General features: G+C 53.4%; 1 protein-coding gene and 1 pseudogene. Both read right to left on the bottom strand.

Annotated elements, in window-relative coordinates; genetic code table 11:
• Positions 1-216: 216 nt before the first annotated feature.
• Positions 217-432, bottom strand: a complete 216-nt coding sequence (locus A3754_RS22830) for a VF530 family DNA-binding protein (RefSeq protein ID WP_063521428.1) — start codon at positions 430-432, stop codon at positions 217-219.
• 10 nt (positions 433-442) lie between these two features.
• Positions 443-631: pseudogene (locus A3754_RS28125) on the bottom strand (glutathione S-transferase family protein); the annotation flags it as partial.

Here is a 631-nt window from a genome sequence, read left to right as displayed (position 1 = left end):
GTCACACACTCTTGAACGGCCTCTATACGATACGCTACCCGGACGGGCGCAGTGACAAGCAAAACATTACCGACCCGCAGGCGATGACTCGCCTGCTAGCCGATACCTTTCAGATTAATCTGCAAGGGCTGGAGCAAGACCTGCAAGCTGCACTGACCGATAAGGCTTTGCTTTAACCGATGCCTTACTCTCATGGCAGCTTAAATTGGATGCAATTCATTCGGAGAAGGTATCGATGAATAACGCTTCCACTTTCTCTCTGGCCCAGGGCGTTTTGCGCAGAAACTTCAGGCTGGATTTCACTGACGGATCGCTGATAAAGCAATTGATGCGGATGCGGTCTCCCAGTTCCTCCCAGCCGTAATGCTCAACCAGTTGCGTCACCACTGTTTCCAGGGTGACGCCATGTAACGGATTATTCGGTTGGCTCATTATGTTCCCGTCAGTCTGCTTTGGAAAAAACAAACCCGTCGCGGGGAAAATGCACCTGAATCTGCCCCACCACGGCATCATCGCGTCGAACCACCAGCGTGCTTTCATCGCAATAACACAGCTCGCCGAACACCGGATCACGGCCATAGTCTGACGGCGCGACTCGCACCGGCTGCCCCAACAATGGTTCTTGCTCAGC

The organism is Alcanivorax sp. HI0083 (genome assembly GCF_001635175.1).
The sequence above is the reverse complement of the archived record's forward strand: the minus strand, read 5'-3'. Positions and strand labels throughout refer to the sequence as shown.